This is a genomic window from Pseudomonas sp. TE12234 (assembly GCF_054061835.1).
This window is the reverse complement of sequence record NZ_JBSSEP010000002.1, coordinates 138,448-155,539: the sequence shown is the minus strand read 5'-3', so window position 1 is coordinate 155,539 and position 17,092 is coordinate 138,448. Positions and strand designations below refer to the sequence as shown.

14 protein-coding genes are annotated in these 17,092 nt (G+C 61.5%); 11 read left to right on the top strand and 3 right to left on the bottom strand.

Translation table 11 applies throughout. The annotated features are described in order from the left end of the window. Positions 1-9: 9 nt before the first annotated feature. The 3 genes from ACVWYU_RS04350 to ACVWYU_RS04340 all read right to left on the bottom strand — a co-directional run bounded on the left by ACVWYU_RS04350 (position 10) and on the right by ACVWYU_RS04340 (position 4,434). Positions 10-663: a hydrolase gene (locus ACVWYU_RS04350; protein ID WP_090321558.1), complete on the bottom strand. Its 654-nt coding sequence runs from the start codon at positions 661-663 to the stop codon at positions 10-12. A 210-nt stretch (positions 664-873) separates the two neighbouring features. Continuing rightward, positions 874-2,646: an acyl-CoA dehydrogenase C-terminal domain-containing protein gene (locus tag ACVWYU_RS04345; RefSeq protein ID WP_457372011.1), complete on the bottom strand. Its 1,773-nt coding sequence runs from the start codon at positions 2,644-2,646 to the stop codon at positions 874-876. Between the two features lie 165 nt (positions 2,647-2,811). Beyond that, a complete protein-coding gene (locus tag ACVWYU_RS04340; protein WP_457372010.1) occupies positions 2,812-4,434 on the bottom strand; it encodes an acyl-CoA synthetase in 1,623 nt (540 codons plus the stop codon). A 230-nt stretch (positions 4,435-4,664) separates the two neighbouring features. On the opposite strand from ACVWYU_RS04340, the gene ACVWYU_RS04335 reads away from it, so the two are divergent. The 11 genes from ACVWYU_RS04335 (at position 4,665) to ACVWYU_RS04285 (ending at position 16,980) form a co-directional block, all read left to right on the top strand. Continuing rightward, positions 4,665-6,941 carry a PAS domain-containing sensor histidine kinase gene (locus ACVWYU_RS04335; protein ID WP_457372009.1) on the top strand — a complete coding sequence of 759 codons (2,277 nt, stop codon included), beginning with the start codon at positions 4,665-4,667 and terminating at the stop codon, positions 6,939-6,941. A 4-nt stretch (positions 6,942-6,945) separates the two neighbouring features. Then, a complete protein-coding gene (locus ACVWYU_RS04330; protein WP_457372008.1) occupies positions 6,946-7,572 on the top strand; it encodes a response regulator transcription factor in 627 nt (208 codons plus the stop codon). Positions 7,573-7,650: 78 nt separating this feature from the next. Then, a complete protein-coding gene (locus ACVWYU_RS04325; RefSeq protein ID WP_247257084.1) occupies positions 7,651-8,745 on the top strand; it encodes an AI-2E family transporter in 1,095 nt (364 codons plus the stop codon). Between the two features lie 24 nt (positions 8,746-8,769). Then, a complete protein-coding gene (locus tag ACVWYU_RS04320; RefSeq protein ID WP_457372007.1) occupies positions 8,770-10,383 on the top strand; it encodes a mechanosensitive ion channel family protein in 1,614 nt (537 codons plus the stop codon). 200 nt (positions 10,384-10,583) lie between these two features. Next, positions 10,584-11,564 (top strand): quinone oxidoreductase family protein, encoded by a 981-nt coding sequence (locus ACVWYU_RS04315; RefSeq protein WP_247257082.1) that lies wholly within the window; start codon positions 10,584-10,586, stop codon positions 11,562-11,564. 14 nt (positions 11,565-11,578) lie between these two features. Continuing rightward, positions 11,579-12,427 (top strand): TauD/TfdA dioxygenase family protein, encoded by an 849-nt coding sequence (locus tag ACVWYU_RS04310; RefSeq protein ID WP_090321582.1) that lies wholly within the window; start codon positions 11,579-11,581, stop codon positions 12,425-12,427. A gap of 100 nt (positions 12,428-12,527) precedes the next feature. Then, complete coding sequence (locus ACVWYU_RS04305) at positions 12,528-13,580, top strand: BKACE family enzyme (protein ID WP_247257081.1); 1,053 nt, start codon at positions 12,528-12,530, stop codon at positions 13,578-13,580. Positions 13,581-13,671: 91 nt separating this feature from the next. Continuing rightward, the gene (locus ACVWYU_RS04300) at positions 13,672-14,994 is read left to right on the top strand and encodes an MFS transporter (protein ID WP_457372006.1); all 1,323 of its coding nucleotides are present in this window, start codon (positions 13,672-13,674) and stop codon (positions 14,992-14,994) included. Then, positions 14,991-15,653, top strand: coding sequence for a DsbA family oxidoreductase (locus ACVWYU_RS04295; protein WP_248914909.1), 663 nt, complete (start codon positions 14,991-14,993; stop codon positions 15,651-15,653). The genes ACVWYU_RS04300 and ACVWYU_RS04295 overlap by 4 nt, the downstream gene beginning before the upstream one ends. Next, on the top strand, positions 15,650-15,973 hold the full coding sequence (locus ACVWYU_RS04290; RefSeq protein ID WP_090321593.1) for a Rieske (2Fe-2S) protein: 324 nt from the start codon (positions 15,650-15,652) through the stop codon (positions 15,971-15,973). The genes ACVWYU_RS04295 and ACVWYU_RS04290 overlap by 4 nt, the downstream gene beginning before the upstream one ends. Further along, positions 15,970-16,980 carry a YeiH family protein gene (locus ACVWYU_RS04285; RefSeq protein ID WP_090321596.1) on the top strand — a complete coding sequence of 337 codons (1,011 nt, stop codon included), beginning with the start codon at positions 15,970-15,972 and terminating at the stop codon, positions 16,978-16,980. The genes ACVWYU_RS04290 and ACVWYU_RS04285 overlap by 4 nt, the downstream gene beginning before the upstream one ends. Positions 16,981-17,092 lie beyond the last annotated feature (112 nt).

Below are 17,092 nucleotides of genomic sequence, written 5' to 3'. Positions count from 1 at the left end.
GAAAAGCGATTAATGGCCTTCCGAAGCGCCAAACATGGTTTTGGCGTAGATCAGTCCCAGACCATAGGCGCCACCGTTGGCAATCGAGGTTTTCACGGTTTCGTCGTAGGTCTCGGTGCGCGCCCAGTCACGCTGCAGCTCCAGCAGGTACTGCAGCGATGTCATCGGCCGGGCACCGAGCTGGATCATGCGCTGCATGGCCATTTCGTGGGCTTCTGTGCTGACGTCGCCGCAGGCGTCGGCGATCACATAGACCTCGAAGCCCTGGTCGATTGCCGACAGTGCCGGGCCGACGATGCACACCGACGTCCACAAGCCGGCCAGGACGATTTTCTGTTTGCCGAAGGCATTGACCTCGACAGCGATCCGCTCATCTTCCCAGGTGTTCATGCTGGTGCGGTCGATCACCTTGTGTTCCGGGAACACCGCCTTGATTTCGTCGAAGATCGGACCGGAAAAGCTCTTTTCGGCGACCGTGGTCAGAATCGTCGAGACCTTGAATCCACGCGCAGCCTTGGCGACCAGGGAAGCGTTATTGCGCAGCGTGACGGCGTCGATGGATTTGGTCGCAAAGGACATCTGCGACTGGTGATCGATCATGATCAGGGTGTGGTCGGTCGGGTTCAGCAGGGTTTTACCGGGAACAGCTTTCGCAATGGCCATGACAACGATCCTTACGGGGGAGTGAGGCGTTCATGGTGGCGCAGACTCAGGCGCAAAGATTGAATCGGTGTGCTGTGTTGGAGGTGTTTTTCCGCAAGCGTGCCAATGGAATCGCGCCCACGCACAGGGGGGCAGGCGTGCCTGCCAGAGCTTATGGATAAAAAACGCGACGCCCGATTGAGAGGAGCTGACGCCGCGTGGGTTCAAGCGTCAGAACTGTTCGGCGCTCAGGCCATACAACGGGGCGCTGCCGGCGCGAATGGATTGCTCCAGGCTCAAGATGCGCGGCAGCAGGCGATGGATGTAGAAGTCGGCGGTGGCGATTTTCGCGCCGTAGAACGTTTCGTCCTCGCCCCGTTTGTGCAGGGCCACTTGCGCCATCCGCGCCCAAAGCCAGGCGTAGGCGACGTAACCGAACAGGTGCAGATATTCCACTGAAGCGGCGCCGACTTCGTTACGGTGGGTCGCCGCTCGATCCTGCAGCCAGTCGCTCAGGTCCTCCAGGCGCTGCACCGCGTCCAGCAACTGAGAGGCATAGGGCGCATCGGGTTGGGCGGTAAAGCGACGAATCTCCCCGGTGAATTGGCGCAGCGCCAGCCCCTTGTCGGCCAGCACCTTGCGCCCGAGCAGGTCCAGCGCCTGGATGCCGTTGGTGCCTTCATAAATCTGCGCGATGCGCACGTCGCGCACCAGTTGCTCCTGGCCCCATTCGCGGATGTAGCCATGGCCACCAAACACTTGCTGGCCGTTGATGCAGCTTTCCAGGCCGGTGTCGGTAAAAAATGCCTTGGCCACCGGCGTCAGCAGCGCGACCAGGTCCTGGGCGCTCTCACGCTCCCGGGCATCGTCGGAAAATTTCGCCAGGTCCAGTTGCTGCCCGACATAACTGGCGAACGCGCGACCGCCTTCCGTCAGGGCTTTCATGCTCAGCAGCATGCGTCGCACGTCGGGGTGCACGATGATCGGGTCGGCCGCTTTGTCCGGAGCCATGGCGCCAGTCGGCGAGCGGCTCTGGATGCGTTCGCGAGCGTAGGCCACGGCGCTCTGATAGGACGCCTCGGCACAGCCGATGCCCTGGATGCCGATGGACAGGCGTTCGTAATTCATCATGGTGAACATCGCCGCCAGGCCCTTGTTCGCCTCACCGATCAGCCAACCGCTGGCGGCGTCGAAGTTCATCACGCAGGTGGCCGACGCCTTGATCCCCATCTTGTGTTCGATCGAACCGCAACTCACGGCGTTGCCTGCGCCGAGGGAGCCGTCGGCGTTGACCAGCACTTTCGGCACCAGAAACAGCGAAATGCCTTTAGGGCCGGCCGGCGCATCGGGCAGCTTGGCGAGCACCAGGTGGACGATGTTTTCAGTCAGGTCCTGATCGCCGCCGGTGATGAAAATCTTGCTGCCGGTGATGGCGTAGCTGCCGTCGGCCTGAGGTTCGGCGCGGGTGCGGATGAGCCCCAGGTCGGTGCCGGCGTGGGCTTCGGTCAGGCACATGGAACCGGCCCAGCGGCCTTCGTACATTGGTGGCAGATAGAGGTTTTTCAAGGTTTCGCTGGCATGGGCATCCAGCGCCAGGCAGGCACCGGAGCTCAGGGCCGAATACAACGCAAAGCTTGAATTGGCGCCGTAGAGCATCTCTTCGAACTGCACCGCGAGCATCTTCGGCATGCCCATGCCGCCAAACTCGACATTCCCGGACAAACCCACCCAGCCGCCTTCGATGTAGGTGGTGTAAGCCTGCTTGAAGCCGACGGGCGTGGTGACTTGCCCCGCCTGCCACTGCGCGCCTTCTTCATCGCCGCTGCGATTGAGCGGTGCGATCAGGTGCGAGGTGACTTTCGCCGCCTCTTCAAGAATGGCGTCGGCCGTGTCGGCATCGACGCTCTCGGCCAGCGCCGGCAGGCGTGCCCACAGGGCCGGGGCGTCGAACACTTCATGCAGCACAAAGCGCATGTCGCGCAGCGGGGCTTTGAATTCGGGCATAACGTGAACCTCGTTGTGACGGTTGTGCGAGGGGCAGGGCGCCGCATCGGCGGGCCGTACCTTTTTGGTCTATGACTGGAAACGCTGGCGCAAAAGTCGGCGTGCACGAGCCCTTGGGCGCCAGGTCAATCACCTGCCGCTCAAGGGGTGCGGCGTTGCGTCAGGCTAGAGCGCCGCAGCCCGGTCGCGCAGCACGTATTTCTGGATCTTGCCGGTGGATGTCTTGGGCAAGAGGGTGAAGATCACGGTGCGCGGCACTTTGAAGCCGGCCAGGTGTTCGCGGCAGAAACTGATGATGTCCGCCTCGCGAACGTCCTGGTGATCGGCCTTGAGCGTAATAAAGGCACAGGGCGTTTCGCCCCACTTTTCATCGGGACGGGCAACCACGGCCGCTTCCATCACACCCGGATGGCGGTAGAGCACGCCTTCGAGTTCGATGGTGGAAATGTTCTCGCCACCGGAAATGATGATGTCCTTGAGACGATCCTTGATTTCCACGTAACCGTCGGGATGACACACCGCCAGGTCGCCAGTGTGGAACCAGCCACCCTCGAACGCTTCGGCCGTGGCGGATGGATTCTTCAAGTAACCCTTCATCACGGTATTGCCACGCATGAAGATCTCACCGATGGTCTGGCCATCGCGCGGGGTCGGCTCCAGGGTCTTCGAATCGCCGACCATCACGCCTTCCAGGGTTGGGTAACGTACGCCTTGCCGGGACTTGATTTGCGCCCGTTCTTCCAGAGGCAACTCATCCCATTCGGCATGCCAGGCACAAATCGTCACCGGGCCGTAGGTTTCCGTCAGGCCATAGACGTGCGTGACCTTGATGCCCATGGCTTCCACGGCACCGATCACTTTGGCCGGCGGAGCGGCACCGGCCACCATGGCGCTGACCGGATGATCGATGGCTGCTTTCGCCGATTCCGGCATGTTCACCAGGGCATTGAGCACGATCGGCGCACCGCACAGGTGAGTGATCTGATGCTCGCGAATCAGCGTCAGGATTTTCTGCGGATCGACCCGGCGCAAAAACACATGCACGCCGGCCATGGCGGTGATGGTCCAGGGGTAGCACCAGCCGTTGCAATGGAACATCGGCAGCGTCCAGAGGTACACCGGATGGTTGCCCATGGCCCAAGTCATCTGGTTGCCCAAGGCGTTCAGGTACGCGCCGCGATGGTGGTAGACCACGCCTTTGGGATTGCCGGTGGTGCCGGAGGTGTAGTTCAGGGAGATGGCTTGCCATTCGTCCACTGGCCATTTCCAGTCGAACGCCGGATCGCCTTCGGCCAACAAGGCTTCGTAGTCCAGATCGCTGACGGACTGGCCTTCGCCATACTCCGGGTCGTTGACGTCAATCACCAGCGGCGGGTGATCGAGCATGCCGATCGCCGCGTGGATCACCCCATGGAATTCACGGTCGGTAATCAGCACCTTGGCTTCACCGTGCTGGAGCATGAAGGCAATGGCTTCGGCATCCAGGCGCACGTTGAGCGGGTTGAGCACGGCACCGATCATCGGCACGCCGAAGTGCACTTCAAGCATCTCGGGAATGTTGGGCAGCATCACCGCCACCGTGTCGTCCTTGCCGATACCGCGCCCGGCCAATGCCGAGGCCAGGCGCCGGCAGCGGGTGTAGGTCTGGGCCCAGGTGCGGCGGATCGAACCGTGGATGACAGCGGGGTAGTCCGGATAAACGTTGGCAGTGCGTTCGATGAAGCTCAGAGGCGACAAGGCAATGTGATTGACAGCCGAAGGGTCTAGCCCTTGCTCATAGATCGACATGTTCGGGTACTCGGTGGCTGATTGTTAGCTCTATGGGTGACCTGGCGAGGCAGTCGCTGAGGGCACCTTTTATGTCCGGAGTACGTTATATAACAACCCGTCATTGATATGGAAGTACAACCTATTGCGTATGGTATATATACTATATGAATTTCGTTCGACTCTAATCGAATGCCGCCAGACGTCTAAACCCGGTATATCCTTGGTTTTCCTCACAAAGTGGACCCGCGATGAGCCTGACTCCCGTTCGATTGCACAGCTGGTTGCGCCTGCAACGCGAAGGCGTGGCATTGGCTGCCCGCGCCGATGCGTTGTGCCGTGCCCTTCAGGATTGCCCGCAAGTGCAGCGCGCGGTTTATCTCAGTTGGCAGCCCGATGCGCGGATCTACAGCCACGAAGGCTCGGCCCAGCACTTTCCGCCGGGGCTGGGCGACCCGGCGCTGGCCAGCGATCAGTTGCTGTTTGAACGCCTGGTCGAAGCAGGGCACCTGGATCTGGCCCAAGTCCGTCAACTCGACTGCTGGTTGTCGGGCCGATTGCGTCGCGCCGCCATCAGCCATGGCCAGGTGTTCGATCTGGCCTTGCAACCGGGCCAGGCAGGGTTGTTGCTGGTGGAGGTGTGCGAGGGGGTCAGTCTCGACTGGCTCGGCTGGGTGCAGGATGTGTTGACGACCCTGCTCAGCAGCGTCAACGGGATGCTGCGCGGCTCACCTTTGCTGGGCCACGATCCGCAACCGAGCCTGTTGCTCGATGCCCAGGGTCGACCATTGGAATTCAACGCGGCGCTGTTGGCCTTGCTCGGCGAAAAGCCGTTGACTGATGTGCTGGGCTTTTTACCGGTCAATCATCGGGTGTTGGTGCGCGCGTGCCTGGATCAGCAACGCGCCATCGAAGGTGTCGAGGCCCGGTTCGAAGCGCAAATACTGATCTGGACGTTCATCCCCGATCCGCAGGACAACCGGGTGCTCGCCCGTTGCCGCGATGCCACGACTCAAGTGCTGGCAGAACGGGAAGCGACCACCGCACGCCGGCTGTACAGGCTGATCATCGAAAACACCACCGACCTGATTTCCCGGCACACGCCGGACGGGCGTTTTCTCGATGCCTCGCCCGCGTCCTGGACGTTGCTCGGCTACTGGCCCGAGCAATTGCGCGGGCAAATGGCCCAGGGGCTGTTCCATGGCCAGGACCTGGCCAATCTGGTTCAGCGGGCGCGGGATGCGCTGGAACAGGACGGATATCACACGATGACCTATCGCATTCGCCATCGCGACGGGCATTACCTGTGGTTCGAAACCGCCAGCCGGGCCATCCGCGAGACTTACACCGGTGCAGTGGTCGAAGTGGTCAGCGTCTCCAGGGACGTCACGGCGCGGGTGCAGGCCGAGGAAAACAAGCGCCGCCTGGCCGAAGTGGTCGAGGCCAACATCGACCCGGTGCTGTTCATCGATTCCGAGGGTCAAGTCACTTACCTCAACCCGGCGGCGCGGCGCATTCTCGGCATCGATGAGCAACAAGCGATGCCGGCCCTCGCAGGATTGTTCGCCAGTGCCGACCTGGCGCGCCTGCAACATGACGGCTGGAGCAGCGCTGAACGCGATGGCGTCTGGAGCACCGATTCGCGCTTGCAGCCACCCGGCGGCGGCACCTCGGTGCCGGTTTCGCTGGTGTTGCTGGCGCACCGTAGCGCCGGCGGCGAGCGCTATTATTCGCTGGTGGCACGGGACATGACCGAACGTGAATTGCGCGAAGCGCAGCAACGTCGTCATCAGGATGAGCTGGCGCACACCGCGCGGCTGGTGACGCTGGGTGAACTGGCCTCGGGGATCGCCCACGAAATCAACCAGCCACTGGCTGCCGTGGTGAATTACGCCAATGCGAGCCAACGCTATTTGCAGACACTGGGCAGCAATCCCCAGGCAACTGCCAGAGTGGCGCAAGGGCTGGAACGCATTACCCACCATGCCACTCATGCGTCAGAAGTAATCCGGCGTCTGCGCGGGTTTCTGCGCAAGGGGCAGCGTCGCATGCAAGCGCTGAACCTCACCGACGTCGCCCGCGAATCGGTGCGTTTGTGTGCCTGGGAGGCGAGCAATTGCCAAGTGACAATCGAGGATCGACTGCCGGATAATCTGCCGCCCGTTTACGCCGACCGCGTGTTGCTTGAGCAGGTGTTGCTCAATCTGCTGCGCAACGCGATCGACGCCAACCGCGAGCAACATCCCGGTCAGCCTTCGTTGATCGTGATGGCGGTGGAGCAGGGCAGTGGCGCCAGCGTGGAAATCAGTGTGCGAGACCAGGGGCCGGGTGTCAGCGAGCCCGAACTGGAGCAGATCTTTACCCCGTTCTACACCAGCAAGGCCGAGGGCCTGGGGCTCGGCTTGTCCATGAGCCGCAGCATCATCGAGGGTTTCGGTGGCGATCTGCAGGCCCGGCGCCAGCCTGTCGGGCTGCTGATGTGTTGCCGCCTGCCGCTTGCCGGTCCAACAAAACAACAACAGGAATAACGCAATGTCAGGTGTGACGGAGCACGTGGTGTATGTGGTCGACGATGACCAGGGCATGCTCGATTCAACGGTGTGGCTGCTGGAGTCGGTCGGTCTCAAGGCCTTGCCGTTTACCAGCGGTGTGGCGTTTCTCGATGCCTGCGATGCCAGTCTCGATGCCTGTGTGATTCTCGACGTGCGCATGCCCGGCATGGGTGGGTTGAACGTGCTGGAAGAAATGCGCGTGCGTGAACTGAACCTGCCAATCATTTTCGTCAGCGGCCACGCCGATGTGCCGATCGTGGTCCGGGCCTTCAAGGCGGGCGCCCATGATTTCATCGAGAAGCCCTACAACGAGCAGTTGCTGCTGGACAGCGTGCAGCAGGCACTGAGCAGTTGCGCCACGCGGCGGTCCGGCAATCAGGCCTTGCAGGCACGTTTGCTCACGCTGACGCCACGGGAGCGCGACGTCATGTTGCCTCTGGTGCAGGGTTACACCACCCGCGAAATCGCCGAGCAATTGGGCGTCAGTGCAAAGACTGTCGACCTGTATCGCTCGCGGGTGATGAAACGCATGCAGGCCAACACGTTGCCGGACCTGGTGGGCATGGCCATTGCGGCGAACATGGTCGATCCACTGAAGCTGCGTTGATCCTTCGCGCCGTGCAATGTGCGTCTATGCTGGGCTAACAGATTCGCCCACTTCACGGCGAACCGCGAGGAGACAGCAATGGTGCCCACACCGCTTACAGTGAAAACCTTGTCCGGCGGCCTGCTTGATGTGTTGATCCGCGCCGGGCTGATTGTCGTGATGGTGCTGTTTTGCTTCGAGATTTTCCGACCGTTTCGCGACTTGATGCTGTGGTCGCTGATCCTGGCGATCACGCTTTACCCGTTGCAAACTCGGCTCAGGGGGTCGCTTGGACAAAAGGACGGATTGATTGCGACCCTGATCGTGCTGGCCGCCATCGTGATCCTGATGGTACCGGTCTATCTGCTGGGTTCCTCGGTGGTAGATTCGATCCAGCAAACCATCTACATGGTCAAGACCCAGGGCTTTCAAATTCCCCCGCCGACCGAATCCGTCGCCACCTGGCCTCTGGTGGGTAAACCCATATCGATCCTCTGGTTGCAGGCAGCCAACGACTTGCCAAGCCTGACCGTGAAGTACATTCCGCAAATCAAAGGCGTCAGCCTCGGGCTGCTGAGCAAACTGGCCGGAATCGGCATGGGTTTTCTCATTTTCATCTTCGCCCTGATCATCGCCGGCATCTTCATGGCCTACGGCGAAGCCGGCCGCCGCAGCGCGATCCAGATCGCCTCGCGTTTCAGCGGGCCGGACAGAGGCCCGAGTATCGCCGCGCTGTGCACCGCGACGATCCGGGCCGTGGCGCTCGGGGTGGTCGGCATCGCCTTCATCCAGATGTTGCTGGTGGGCCTGGGGTTCGTCTTCAAGGGCGTGCCCGCCGCCGGACTGCTGGCAATGGGGGTGTTGTTGCTGGGGATCATGCAATTGCCGGCGACGCTCATCACCATCCCGGTCATCGTTTATGTGTTCGCCACTGAAGGTCCGAGTACCGCGACTATCGTGTTCGCCATTTACGTGTTCGTTGCGGGCCTGGTGGACAACGTACTCAAACCCTTGATGTTGGGGCGCGGGGTCGCCGTGCCAATGCCGGTGATACTGATCGGTGCCCTGGGCGGTATGGTCACCAGCGGCATCCTCGGCTTGTTCATCGGCCCGGTGGCGCTTGCGGTCGGCTATCAATTGTTCTGGCAGTGGGTGGAGGATCGGCCCCAGGACGAAAATCAGCCATTACCCTGAAACCTGTGCGGAAAGGAACCCAGCATGCGCAACAGGTTAGTCACAGCCGTCATCGCCGTTTTCTGTTTGTTGAGCACGGTGCCTCTGCGGGCCGAGGATCCGCCCAAGGCCCCGGATGCACCCGCGGAGCTCAAAGTGGCCAACCGCAGTGTCATTGTGTTCCGTGCGACGGTTCTCGGAGAGCCACCGCAATCGCGGGTCAAGGGCGCCAGCGCGGTGATCCGCGAGGCGCTGGATGAAGCCGACGATCTGACCGTCAGCATTGATCCGATCCAGAACAGTTACCTGGTGTTGTTAGGGGTCAGGCGCGCTTTCATTGTGGCCCCCAAAGACGTTGACACCCAGGGTGCCGCGTCAACCCAGGAGACCGCCGAGCAAGCGGCGCAAAACCTGCGCCTGGTGGTCGCTGAGACCCAGGAAGCGCGCAGCCTGAGACTGATTCTCAGGGCGTTGATCGCCGTGACGCTGGCCACCACCCTTTACCTTGCGCTGCTGTGGGTCATGGTTTACCTGCGGCGAAAAATGCTGAATAAGCTCCCGGAGTTGATGGATCGGCACACCAAGGCGTTGAGCGTGGGGCGCGTCCAGCTCATCGATGCCAATTTCCTCTACCTGTTGGTCAGCCGTGTGCTGTGGTTTCTGCGCTGGCTGGTGGTGTTGCTGTTGACCTACGAGTGGCTGGGATTTGTCCTGTCGCGTTTTCCCTACACCCGGCCATGGGGAGAAAGCCTCAATAACTACCTGCTGGAGATCGTGACCTACCTGTTCCAAAGCATCATCAGCGCCATTCCCGGACTGGGCGTGGCCCTGATGATTTTCTTCATCGCCCGAGGCGTCAGCGCCTTCAGCAAGCGAGTGTTGCGACGCCTGGCCAGCCCCGGCATCTTCAACTGGCTGAACCAGGAAACCTTGCAGCCGACCACCCGGCTGATGTCCCTGGCGATCTGGTTGTTTGCATTGGCCATGGCGTATCCGTATTTGCCAGGGGCGGGCACCGACGCATTCAAGGGCTTGTCGGTGTTGATCGGCCTGATGATTTCCCTGGGCGCCACCAGTGTGATCGGTCAGGCGGCGTCGGGGCTGATTCTGACCTACACACGCACCCTGCGACCGGGGGAGTTCGTGCGTATCGGTGAATACGAAGGTACGGTGACGGAGTTGGGCATGTTCACCACGCGCATCCGTACCGGCCTGGGCGAGTTGCTGACCTTGCCCAACTCGATGATCACCAACTCGGTCACCAAGAACTATTCGCGAACCGTGCAGGGCGACGGTTACGTGGTCGATACAGTGGTGACCATCGGCTACGACACGCCTTGGCGACAGGTTGAAGCCATGCTGCTGGAAGCCGCCAGACGCACCACCGGGGTCCTTGCAGTGCCGACGCCCCAGGTGTTTCAGACCGCATTGTCGGACTTCTACCCGGAGTACCGCCTCGTGGCCCAGGCCATCCCCAGCCAACCGCGTACCCGTGCCGAGTTGCTCAGCATGCTGCACGCCAATATCCAGGATGTGTTCAACGAGTACGGCGTGCAAATCATGTCGCCGCACTATTTTGGCGATCCGGGGGAAGCGAAGTGGGTGCCGAGGGAGAAATGGTATTCGGCCCCTGCGCAGGAGCCGAAACAGTCAAAATGACGGACTGAACGAAGCAGACGGCAGGGACGCTCGCATCGCCGTAATGGCTGGAGCAATTCTTCAAGGTGGCCACCGACACCTGTCATGAAATGAAAAGCCGTTGTCGTCTGATGAGAAGCGATGACGGCGCCGGAGACCTACAGTCCAATCAGCGCAATTCGACGCACTCGCCAAAATCGCAGATTGGAGAATAAGAAAAAATGGCCAAAGCCGTTCGCTTTTACGAAACCGGTGGTCCCGACGTTCTTCGTTACGAAGAGGTCGAAGTCGGCGACCCGGGCCCAGGCCAGGTTCGTCTTCGTCACGTGGCGGTCGGCCTGAACTATGCCGACACCTACTTTCGCAATGGCACTTACCCGATCCCGCTGCCCAATGGCATGGGTGTCGAAGCGTCCGGCGTGGTCCAGGCCGTCGGCGAAGGGGTGACCAACGTGCAAGTGGGTGATCGCGTCACCTACACCGGGTTCCTCAACACCTTGGGGGCGTACAGCACCGAGCGCCTGATCCCGGCGGCGCCGCTGATCAAACTCCCGGAAACCATCAGTTTCGAAACTGCCGCGGCGATGACCATGCGCGGCCTGACGTCGTCGTACCTGATGCGTCGCATTTACGATTTCAAGGTCGGTGACAGCATTTTGCTGCACGCTGCAGCGGGCGGGGTCGGCCTGATCGTTTCGCAGTGGGCCAAGCTGCTGGGCCTGACCGTGATTGGCACCGTGTCCACCGAGGTCAAGGGTGAAATAGCCCGGGCCCACGGCTGCGACCATGTCATCAACTACAGTCATGAAGACGTCGCCCAGCGCGTTCGCGAACTGACGGACGGCGTCGGCGTCAACGTGGTGTTCGACAGCGTCGGCAAGAATACTTTCATGGGCTCGCTGGATTCGCTCAAGCGTCGCGGCCTGATGGTCTGCGTCGGCACGGCGTCCGGCCCGATCCCGGCATTCGACCCGGTCATGCTGGCGATGAAAGGCTCGCTGTACCTGACCCGCCCGGCCCTGGCCGACTACATCGCCGACCCTGCGGAAAAAGCGGCCCTGGCCGGTGAATTGTTCGACCACGTCGGCAATGGCCGGATCAAAATCGAGATCAACCAGCACTACGCCTTGCAGGATGCCGTTCAGGCCCACCGGGACCTGGAATCGCGCAAGACCACGGGCTCGTCGATTTTCGTCATTTAAGGGAGTTCGCTGCCATGAAAGTCGAACAATTGACCTGCAACATCGGTGCGGAACTGATCGGCGTCAACCTCGCCGACGCGATCCATGACGATGGTCTTTTCGCCGAGATTCGGGCCCAGTTGCTCACCCATCGTGTGGTGTTCCTGCGCGACCAGAACATCAGTCGCGCCGAGCACGTGGCGTTCGCCCGTCGCTTCGGCGAACTGGAGGATCATCCAGTGGCTGGCAGTGATCCGGATCACCCCGGCCTGGTGCAGATCTATAAGAACCCCGACCAGCCGATGGACCGCTACGAGAACGCCTGGCACACCGACGCCACCTGGCGCGAAGCACCGCCCATGGGTTGCGTGCTGCGCTGCGTGGAGTGCCCGCCGGTCGGCGGTGACACCATGTGGGCGAACATGGTCGAGGCCTACGCCAACCTGCCCGATGACGTGAAGGTGAAGATTGCCGACCTGCGCGCGCGCCACAGCATCGAAGCGAGCTTCGGCGCGGCCATGCCGATCGAAAAACGCCTGGCGCTGAAAGCCATGTATCCGGACGCCGAGCACCCGGTGGTGCGTACCCACCCGGAAACCGGTGAGAAGGTGCTGTTCGTCAACGCCTTCACCACCCACTTCAGCAACTTCCACACCCCCGAGCGGGTGCGTTTCGGCCAGGACGCCAACCCTGGCGCCAGCGAGCTGCTGCGTTACCTGATCAGCCAGGCGTACATCCCCGAGTATCAAGTGCGCTGGCGCTGGAAGCCCAACAGCGTTGCCATCTGGGACAACCGCAGTACCCAGCATTACGCCGTCATGGATTACCCGCCGTGCCATCGCAAGATGGAACGCGCCGGGATCATGGGCGACAAGACTTACTGATCGACCCCTTCTGCATACGCACTCGTAAACACGTCTGCCCGGAACGAATCCGGGTGGGCGGGACAATCATAAGAACTGGCATAAGAACTGGAGAGCAACCATGCAATTCTTCGACGATTCCCTACACCCCGAAAACATGGAAAAGGTCGTCATTACCGTGGCCCCGTATGGCCCGGAATGGATGCCGGAAGACTTCCCCGAAGACATCCCGCTGACCATGGATGAGCAAGTGCAAAAAGCGGTCGAGTGCTACGAAGCCGGTGCCACCGTTCTGCACCTGCACGTACGCGAACTGGATGGCAAGGGTTCCAAGCGCCTGTCCAAGTTCAACGAGCTGATCGCCGGTGTGCGCGAAGCCGTGCCGGACATGATCATCCAGGTCGGCGGCTCGATTTCCTTCGCCCCTGAAAGCGATGGCGAAGCGGCCAAGTGGTTGTCCGACGATACGCGCCACATGCTGGCCGAGCTGACGCCAAAACCGGATCAGGTGACGGTGGCGATCAACACCACCCAAATGAACATCATGGAGCTGCTGTATCCGGAATACCTGGAAGGCACCTCCCTGGCCAATCCGTTGTTCCAGGCGGCCTACAGCGAAATGACGGTGCCGGCCGGTCCAGCCTGGGTGGCCGAGCACCTCAAGCGCCTCACGGAGAACGGCATCCAGCCGCACTTCCAGCTGACCGGGATTCATGCCTATGAAACCCTCGAGCGTCTGGTACGCAAGGGCATCTACAAGGGCCCCCTGAACCTGACCTGGATCGGCATCGGTGGCGGTTTCGACGGCCCGAACCCGTTCAACTTCTTCAACTTCATCCACCGTGTTCCGGACGGTTGCACCCTGACCTCCGAGTCGCTGCTCAAGAACGTACTGCCGTTCAACACCATGGCGATGTCCATGGGCATGCACCCGCGTGTGGGCAACGAAGACACTATCATTGATCACAAGGGTGAACGCTTCGGCTCGGTGGCGCAGATCAAGCAAACCGTGCGCATCGCCCATGAACTGGGGCGCGAAATCGCGACCGGTAAAGAGGCCCGCGAGATCTATCGCATCGGTGTGCAATACCAAAGCATCGAAGAAACCCTGTTGGCCAACGGCATGGCCCCCAACCGCAAGGTTGGGCAGAAAGGTGTGCCGCAGCGCGGCTGACCGGCAGTGGCGGCGAGAGGCCGATGGTCTCTCGCTCACTGCATGCAACACGCTTGATAACAACAATAAAACGAAGCTTTGAGGAGGCTGCATGGCCTTTCATCCAATCGCCGCGGACGATGACGACTGCAGTGGTGTCGGCGTTGCGCGCAAATATGCCTGGATCGTCTTTGCACTGACGTTTGGCCTGTTGATTTCCGACTATATGTCGCGTCAGGTACTGAACGCGGTGTTCCCGATGCTCAAGGGCGAGTGGTCCTTGAGCGATGGACAACTGGGCCTGCTCAGTGGCGTTGTAGCCCTGATGGTCGGCCTGCTGACGTTTCCCCTGTCGTTGATGGCGGATCGTTTCGGCCGGGTCAAAAGCCTCGCGCTGATGGCGCTGTTGTGGAGTGTGGCCACGCTGGGCTGTGCCTTGGCCCAGGATTACCCGCAGATGTTCATTGCGCGGTTCATGGTCGGAGTTGGTGAAGCGGCGTACGGCAGTGTCGGCATCGCCGTAGTGATTTCCGTGTTTCCCAAACACATGCGAGCCACCCTGGCCAGCGCCTTCATGGCCGGCGGCATGTTCGGTTCCGTGTTGGGCATGGCGTTGGGCGGAGCCATCGCTGCCAAGCTGGGCTGGCGCTGGTCGTTTGCCGGCATGGCGCTGTTTGGCCTGCTGCTGGCGGTGCTGTATCCGATCATCGTCAAGGAAGCACGCATTGCTCCGCAGCGCGTTGCGACCCTGGCGGCCGCGAAGGTCAAGCAACCGTTGCGCACGTTGTTTTCCAGCCGCTCGGTGATCGCGACCTATGTCGGCAGCGGCTTGCAGCTGTTCGTCGGCGGCACCGTGATCGTATGGATGCCCAGTTACCTGAATCGCTACTACGAAATGGGCACGGACAAGGCCGGGGGCATGGCGGCGATCATCGTGCTGTGCAGCGGCGCCGGGATGATTCTGTGCGGCATGCTCAGTGATCGCCTGTGCCGGCAATCACCGGAACGCAAGGTGGCCCTGGCCATTGGCTATTGCCTGGGCAGTTGCCTGCTGTTGTCGGCGGCGTTCGCCCTGCCGGCGGGGCCTGTGCAACTGGCGTTGATCTGCCTCGGTATGTTGATTGCCGCCGGCACCACCGGTCCTGCCGGGGCGATGGTCGCCAACCTGACCCACTATTCGGTGCATGGCACGGCGTTCGCCACCTTGACCCTGGCCAACAACATGCTCGGCCTGGCGCCGGGGCCGTTCATCACCGGCAGGGTGTCCGACCTGATCGGCCTGCAGGCGGCCTTTCAGTGGGTGCCTCTGGTCAGCCTCGGGGCAGCTGCGGTGTTCTTTTATGCCAAGTGTCATTACCACAGAGATATTGCCCGCCTTCAGGGTCAGCGCGTGCCTGATCCCGTCAATGCAGCCGGGTTAGAGGTGAAGTTGTGAGTCGTCGCTTATCCATTGATGTGTTTTTTGATTTTATCTGCCCCTGGTGCCTGATCGGCAAACGCCAATTGGAGCATGCGCAAGTGCAGTTTCGCAGTCGCAACCCGGATGTGCAGATCACCACGGTCTGGCACGGGGTGCAGTTGCTGCCGCATTTGCCCGTGGAAGGTGAGCCCTTCGCCGATTTCTATCGCAAGCGCTTGGGCAATGCCGATGCCGTGACCATGCGCCAGGCTCAGGTTCGGCAGGCTGCCTCGGCGGTCGGGCTGACCATCGACTTCAGCCGTATCGAGACCATGCCCAACACCGCTGATGCCCATCGTTTGTTCGAGCGTGCCAGCGCACTGGGCAATGTCGCCCAGCGTGAAATGTTGCTCGAACGACTGTTCGCCGGATATTTCCGCAAAGGCGAAAACCTGGGTTGCCGTGACACGTTGCTCGCCATTGCCAGCTCCTGCGGCGTCGATCCGGACAGCCTGCTCGATTGCCTGAAAGGCGATGCGACGCCCTTCGCCGGATCCCCCGATGCGACCAGTGGCGTACCGAGCTTTCAGTTCGACCGCCGTTTGACGGTGATCGGTGCACAACCTGCGCAGGCGTTGCTCGGGGCCATGAGTGAAGCGCTCAGGGAAAGTGATCGCGAGCGGCAACCGGCATGACCAGGCGTATCCCCGTACCTGCCGGCAAACACCCTCAGGCCGGTGGCCGTGCACTGTTCGAGTTCGACGACAAAAGCCTGGCGCTGTTCAACGTTGACGGGCAGTTGTTCGCCATCGACGACAGCTGCCCGCACCAGGGCGCGTCGCTTTGTGGCGGGCGCCTGGAGGGTCGAGTGATCCAGTGCTGCGCCCACGGCCTGCGCTTCGACCTGCTCAGCGGCTACTTGCTCAATTCCACCCAGGTCAAGGTCACTAACTACCCGGTCGAGATCATCGACGGCCAGGCGTTCATCATCATTTCCGAGGAGTCCGTGCCATGAGCGCCATTGCTCTTACCCGTATCCATAGCCGCACCCGCGAATTGGCACCGGGGTTCATTGTCAGTCTGATCGTGGCAGCGGCCGCGTCGTTTTTATCCGAGCACTACGGTGCGCCGGTGATGCTGTTCGCCTTGTTGCTGGGCATGGCGCTGAACTTCCTGTCGGGCGACGGTGCCTGCAAGGCCGGCATTGAATTCACCGCGCGTAGCGTATTGCGCATTGGCGTGGCACTGCTCGGTATGCGCATCACCCTGGAACAGATGGCCGCGCTGGGCTGGAAACCGGTGGCCCTGGTGGTGATTCTGGTGGTCGTGACCATTAGCGTCTCGGTGGTCGCGGCCAAGGCCATGGGGTTCCAGCGCCTGTTCGGCATGCTCACCGGCGGGGCCACGGCGATCTGTGGCGCATCGGCGGCGCTGGCCCTGGCGGCGGCGTTGCCCAACCATCCGCAGAAAGAACGCGCCACCTTGTTCACCGTGATCGGGGTGTCGGCGCTGTCGACCCTGGCGATGATCGTCTATCCGATGATTGCCAAGTGGCTGGCCTTGTCGCCACAGGTGGCCGGCGTGTTCCTGGGGGCCACCATCCATGACGTGGCTCAGGTCGTCGGTGCCGGCTACAGCATGTCGACCGAGACCGGCGATACGGCCACAGTGGTCAAGCTGATGCGCGTCGCCATGCTGCTGCCGGTGATCGTCAGCGCCGCCATGATTACCCGCATGCAAGGCGCCGATCCCACTGGCAAACGGCCGCCGCTGCTGCCGTGGTTCGCCGTTGGCTTCCTGATACTGGCCTGCATCAACAGCACCGGCTGGGTGGTCCCGGCGGTGCAGGGGGCGGTCAATGAGCTGTCTCGCTGGTGCCTGGTGGTTTCCATCAGCGCCCTGGGCATGAAAACCCAACTCAAGGAACTGGCCGCCGTCGGTATCAAGCCGATTCTCCTGATGGTGGGAGAGACCGTGTTCCTGGTGGTTCTTGTGCTGCTGTTGCTGCACTGGGGAGCGTAACCCCGGCGCACGCAACAGCTTTCAGCAAGTGGCGTCGCACTGTGTTCACTCCAACGCCGTGCAGCGCTCGACCGGCGTCAAAAGCACCGGTTTTTTTGCGGCGACTGTACCA

What these genes read in the sequence shown, in the direction of transcription:
- ACVWYU_RS04350 (WP_090321558.1), bottom strand. Translation starts at nt 663, where the DNA reads ATGGCCATTGCGAAAGCTGTTCCCGGTAAAACCCTGCTGAACCCGACC.
- ACVWYU_RS04345 (WP_457372011.1), bottom strand. Translation starts at nt 2,646, where the DNA reads ATGCCCGAATTCAAAGCCCCGCTGCGCGACATGCGCTTTGTGCTGCAT.
- ACVWYU_RS04340 (WP_457372010.1), bottom strand. Translation starts at nt 4,434, where the DNA reads ATGTCGATCTATGAGCAAGGGCTAGACCCTTCGGCTGTCAATCACATT.
- ACVWYU_RS04335 (WP_457372009.1), top strand. Translation starts at nt 4,665, where the DNA reads ATGAGCCTGACTCCCGTTCGATTGCACAGCTGGTTGCGCCTGCAACGC.
- ACVWYU_RS04330 (WP_457372008.1), top strand. Translation starts at nt 6,946, where the DNA reads ATGTCAGGTGTGACGGAGCACGTGGTGTATGTGGTCGACGATGACCAG.
- ACVWYU_RS04325 (WP_247257084.1), top strand. Translation starts at nt 7,651, where the DNA reads ATGGTGCCCACACCGCTTACAGTGAAAACCTTGTCCGGCGGCCTGCTT.
- ACVWYU_RS04320 (WP_457372007.1), top strand. Translation starts at nt 8,770, where the DNA reads ATGCGCAACAGGTTAGTCACAGCCGTCATCGCCGTTTTCTGTTTGTTG.
- ACVWYU_RS04315 (WP_247257082.1), top strand. Translation starts at nt 10,584, where the DNA reads ATGGCCAAAGCCGTTCGCTTTTACGAAACCGGTGGTCCCGACGTTCTT.
- ACVWYU_RS04310 (WP_090321582.1), top strand. Translation starts at nt 11,579, where the DNA reads ATGAAAGTCGAACAATTGACCTGCAACATCGGTGCGGAACTGATCGGC.
- ACVWYU_RS04305 (WP_247257081.1), top strand. Translation starts at nt 12,528, where the DNA reads ATGCAATTCTTCGACGATTCCCTACACCCCGAAAACATGGAAAAGGTC.
- ACVWYU_RS04300 (WP_457372006.1), top strand. Translation starts at nt 13,672, where the DNA reads ATGGCCTTTCATCCAATCGCCGCGGACGATGACGACTGCAGTGGTGTC.
- ACVWYU_RS04290 (WP_090321593.1), top strand. Translation starts at nt 15,650, where the DNA reads ATGACCAGGCGTATCCCCGTACCTGCCGGCAAACACCCTCAGGCCGGT.
- ACVWYU_RS04285 (WP_090321596.1), top strand. Translation starts at nt 15,970, where the DNA reads ATGAGCGCCATTGCTCTTACCCGTATCCATAGCCGCACCCGCGAATTG.